Here is a 3,713-nt window from a genome sequence, read left to right as displayed (position 1 = left end):
CGGGCGCAGATGCCTATGTCACCAAGCCCTTCACCCATGCTGATCTGGTTCGGCAAGTGGAGCCCCTGATTGAGAGAATTCGTACACGGCAGGTACCTCAAGCGGCAGGGGCGAAGAGTGGTGGCTTTTTTAGCAAGCTTAGAGGTGGGTAGTCCCGTGAGCGATTTTCAGAGCACCACTCCGCCTGCTCCCAACATCGAGCCCCTATTGGTTGAGATCGTGCAAGTGGCTGTATCCCAGACAGTGGCAATGTTCGTCGGGATAGAGCCCAAGTGCCTGCCTGCCGAAGAGGTCGCTCGGATCTGGGATGGAATCTGTGGGACGATCTCGTTTGTCGGCGACCGGCGCTACTCCATGACAATGTGCTGCTCCCGTGAGTCTGCGGTTGAGCTGGCACGCGCCATGGCGGGCTTCGAGATTGACTACGATAGCGTGGATATGGGCGATGCCATTGGGGAAGTCGCAAATATTATTGCCGGCAACATCGTGGCACAAATGGATACTCAGGGAGTGGTGGTTGCAATGTCGCTGCCCACCGTTTTTCGAGGGCACGATGTTGAGAGAGTACTGCCCCATAACATGGTCTCTATATGCACCAGCTTTGAGCTACCCACGAGTACATTCTGGGTAGATGTGATTGCAGGACAGACCGCGCGGATGCAGCCTATCCAGGAGGTTTGTTCTGTATGTGTACGGTAGACGAAGAAATCCCGAAAACGCTCCGTAGTTTAGAGATGCGCCTTGCAACTCTAAAAGTGGAGAACACCGATGAGCTGGCGAGAATCGGGGCTGAGCTTGAGGACGTTCTCACGAGCTTGCCCGAGGAACTAATCCACCCAAGTGCGCTGCTTACCGTCTGTCTAGAGATGTTGCAAGAGCTCTATCTGAGCAATACCAATGATTTCGTTGCAGGCATCCAGGCGACCCGCAATGCAGTGGGAGCCCTGGAGAGCTACTTCCTCTCCGGGAAGTACGCTAGTCTTGATCCTCTTGCGGCTAGTGAAGGGAAGCTATTGCAAATACTAGGGCGACCTTTGGCGGAATCTGCAGCACCTGAAACTGTGAATCTATGCCTTGTCAGTGCCGACGAAGCTCCGGAAAGCATGTTGATAGATGAGGAGGGAATTGTTCAGGACTTTCTTGTGGAGAGCTACGAGAACCTGGATCGTCTGGACTTGGACTTGCTCGCGCTTGAGAAAGACCCGCAGGATCATGAAACGATCTCTAGTATCTTCCGCACCATTCACACAATCAAGGGAACCTGTGGGTTTTTTGGCTTCTCGCGCCTGGAGTCGCTGAGTCATGCGGGAGAGAGCTTACTGAGCCTCCTGCGTACCGGGGATCTCCGCCTCAGCCCCGCGATCACCGATGCGCTGCTGGCCTTGGAGGATGCCATCCGTCAGATCTTGGGCAGTATCGAAACCACGCATTCCGAGGGCACGGTGGACTACACAGCGCTCACCCAGACCCTCACGCGTCTTCAAACTCAAGAAGGTGATGAGGCCAAATTCACTCCTGAGCTAGTGGTTATGGAGCCCGTCTTGCGGGAGCCCGAGAACGATCCACAAATCATGGTGCCCACTCAGGATATGGTGCCCACTCAGGAAGAGTACGGCCCGATTCATGGGCGTGTGGGCGATGTGCTTATCAGTCAGGGCTACATCCAGGTAGGAGATCTGACCCGCGCACTCCGTGAGCAGGAGGCGGGCGATCAGCGCCGCTTGGGAGAGATCCTGATCACTATGGGGCTCGTCACCGGCGATATTGTCGAGCGTGCGCTACATAGCATTGGTAGCGCGGCAGTGGGAGCGCAGGGTACCGTGGGCGACGCGAGTATCCGTGTGGATGTGGGCCTACTCGATAGCCTGATGAACCTAGTGGGGGAGCTGGTGCTCACCCGAAACCAGATTGTCCAGTTGCTTCAGGGGCAGGGCAGCGCACTCGACACGGCGCTTGTGGCTACCGCACAACGGCTCAACCTCATCACCTCCGAGCTGCAAGAAGGCGTGATGCATATCCGAATGCAGCCTATTGGTAATGTCTGGAATAAGTTTCCACGTGTCGTGCGGGATCTGGCTCAGACCTGCGGCAAGCAAGTGCGTCTGGAAATGGAAGGCCGCGAGACCGATCTGGACAAGACACTTATCGAGGCGATCAAAGATCCGCTCACACATCTTATACGTAATGCAATAGACCACGGGATTGAGCGCTCAGATGTACGGGTCGCCTCGGGGAAATCTGCCGAGGGGCTGCTTTTGTTGCGCGCCTACCACGAAGGTGGTCAGGTCAATATCGAGATCACCGATGATGGTGGCGGGATTGACTCAGGACGCATCAAGGCCAAGGCGATCGAACGTGGTTTTATTACGCCCGAACTCGCTACCCAGATGAGCGAGTGGGAGCTTCTCCAGCTTATCTTCTTACCGGGATTCTCCACAGCGGCAACCGTGACCAGTGTCTCGGGGCGCGGTGTGGGGATGGATGTTGTCAAGACAAATATCGAGAAGATTGGGGGCACGATTGATATCCAGAGCCGGATAAAGAAAGGGACGACCATCAAGGTTAAGATTCCTCTCACTTTGGCGATTGTTCCCGCACTCTTCGTGAGCGCAGGTGAGGAGCGCTACGCCATTCCACAGGTGAGCCTGCTAGAACTCGTTCGGCTGCCGAGTGCTCGCACCGGAATTGAGCGTATCCAGGGAATCCCTGTCTATCGGCTACGTGGCAAGCTTCTTCCGCTACTCTTTCTGAATCAGGAACTGGCTCTTGAAAAAGAGAATGAGCGCGACGAAGAGCGTGGAATCAATATTGTGGTGCTTCAGGCCAACGAGCAACAGTTCGGGCTGGTGGTGGATAGCATCGCGGATACCGAGGAAATCGTTGTCAAGCCGCTTAGTGCGCATCTGAAGTCCGTGGATCTCTTTGCCGGGGCGACGATACGAGGCGATGGCCGGGTGGCGCTGATCTTAGATGTGATGGCGCTTGCGCTCCGTGCGAATCTCGCTGCGGAAACGCACCGAGGCCGGGTGGCTGTAGATAGCATGGGGTATGAGGCCGAGCGTGAGCGGGTTCAGACATTCCTGCTCTTCCAGGTCGGGCGTAATGGGCGCATGGCTCTCCCTCTCTCGAGCGTGGCACGTCTGGAAGAGTTTCCGCTCAGCCTGGTCGAGGAAGTCGGGCGGCTCATGGTGGTGCAGTACCGTGGCCGGATCATGCCTCTGCTGCACCTGATGGGCTCTATCCCTGGCACACAGAGCGCCGAGTCTGATGTCGCCCTGGAGCCACTCCAAGTGGTGGTGATCGGCGAGGAGCCGCACTGCGTTGGGATGGTCGTGGACCGCATTGTGGATATCGTCGAAGAGGTGCTTACTCTCGAGGAGCAAGCGCCCGAGGGGCCTGTTGTGGGGACGATGGTGATTCAAGGACGTGTCACGCAGATTTTAGATACCAAGGCGCTGCTCTCAGTGCTGCAAGAGGAAAACGATGGAAACACCACACCGGTTTTGCACTTTTTATCTGGGGGAGTATCTTTTCGGACTGACATTGATTCAGGTTCAGGAAGTGCTTCGGCCCCAGCCCATAACCAAAGTGCCGCTGGCCTCACCCACGCTCGTGGGGCTGATCAACCTGCGCGGACAGATAGTCACGGCGATAGACCTGCGCAAGCTGCTCCTACTCGGCGAGCGGCCTGACAATAAGCCCGCCATGAATAT

At 56.4% G+C, this 3,713-nt stretch carries 2 protein-coding genes and 1 pseudogene; all 3 read left to right on the top strand.

Annotation, left to right across the window (positions count from 1 at the left end; translation table 11 throughout):
- Positions 1-156 precede the first annotated feature (156 nt).
- The gene (locus tag ACH2EH_RS16615; protein WP_395143295.1) at positions 157-699 is read left to right on the top strand and encodes a chemotaxis protein CheX; all 543 of its coding nucleotides are present in this window, start codon (positions 157-159) and stop codon (positions 697-699) included.
- Positions 687-3,452: pseudogene (locus ACH2EH_RS16610) on the top strand (chemotaxis protein CheW); the annotation flags it as partial. The gene ACH2EH_RS16615 and the pseudogene ACH2EH_RS16610, both read left to right, overlap by 13 nt.
- Before the next feature lie 31 nt (positions 3,453-3,483).
- Positions 3,484-3,713 (top strand): chemotaxis protein CheW (locus ACH2EH_RS16605; RefSeq protein ID WP_395143293.1); only part of this gene is annotated, 230 nt, incomplete at its 3' end.

The organism is Armatimonas sp. (assembly GCF_043760365.1).
GTDB lineage: Bacteria > Armatimonadota > Armatimonadia > Armatimonadales > Armatimonadaceae > Armatimonas.
This window is presented reverse-complemented; position numbering and strand designations above follow the sequence as displayed.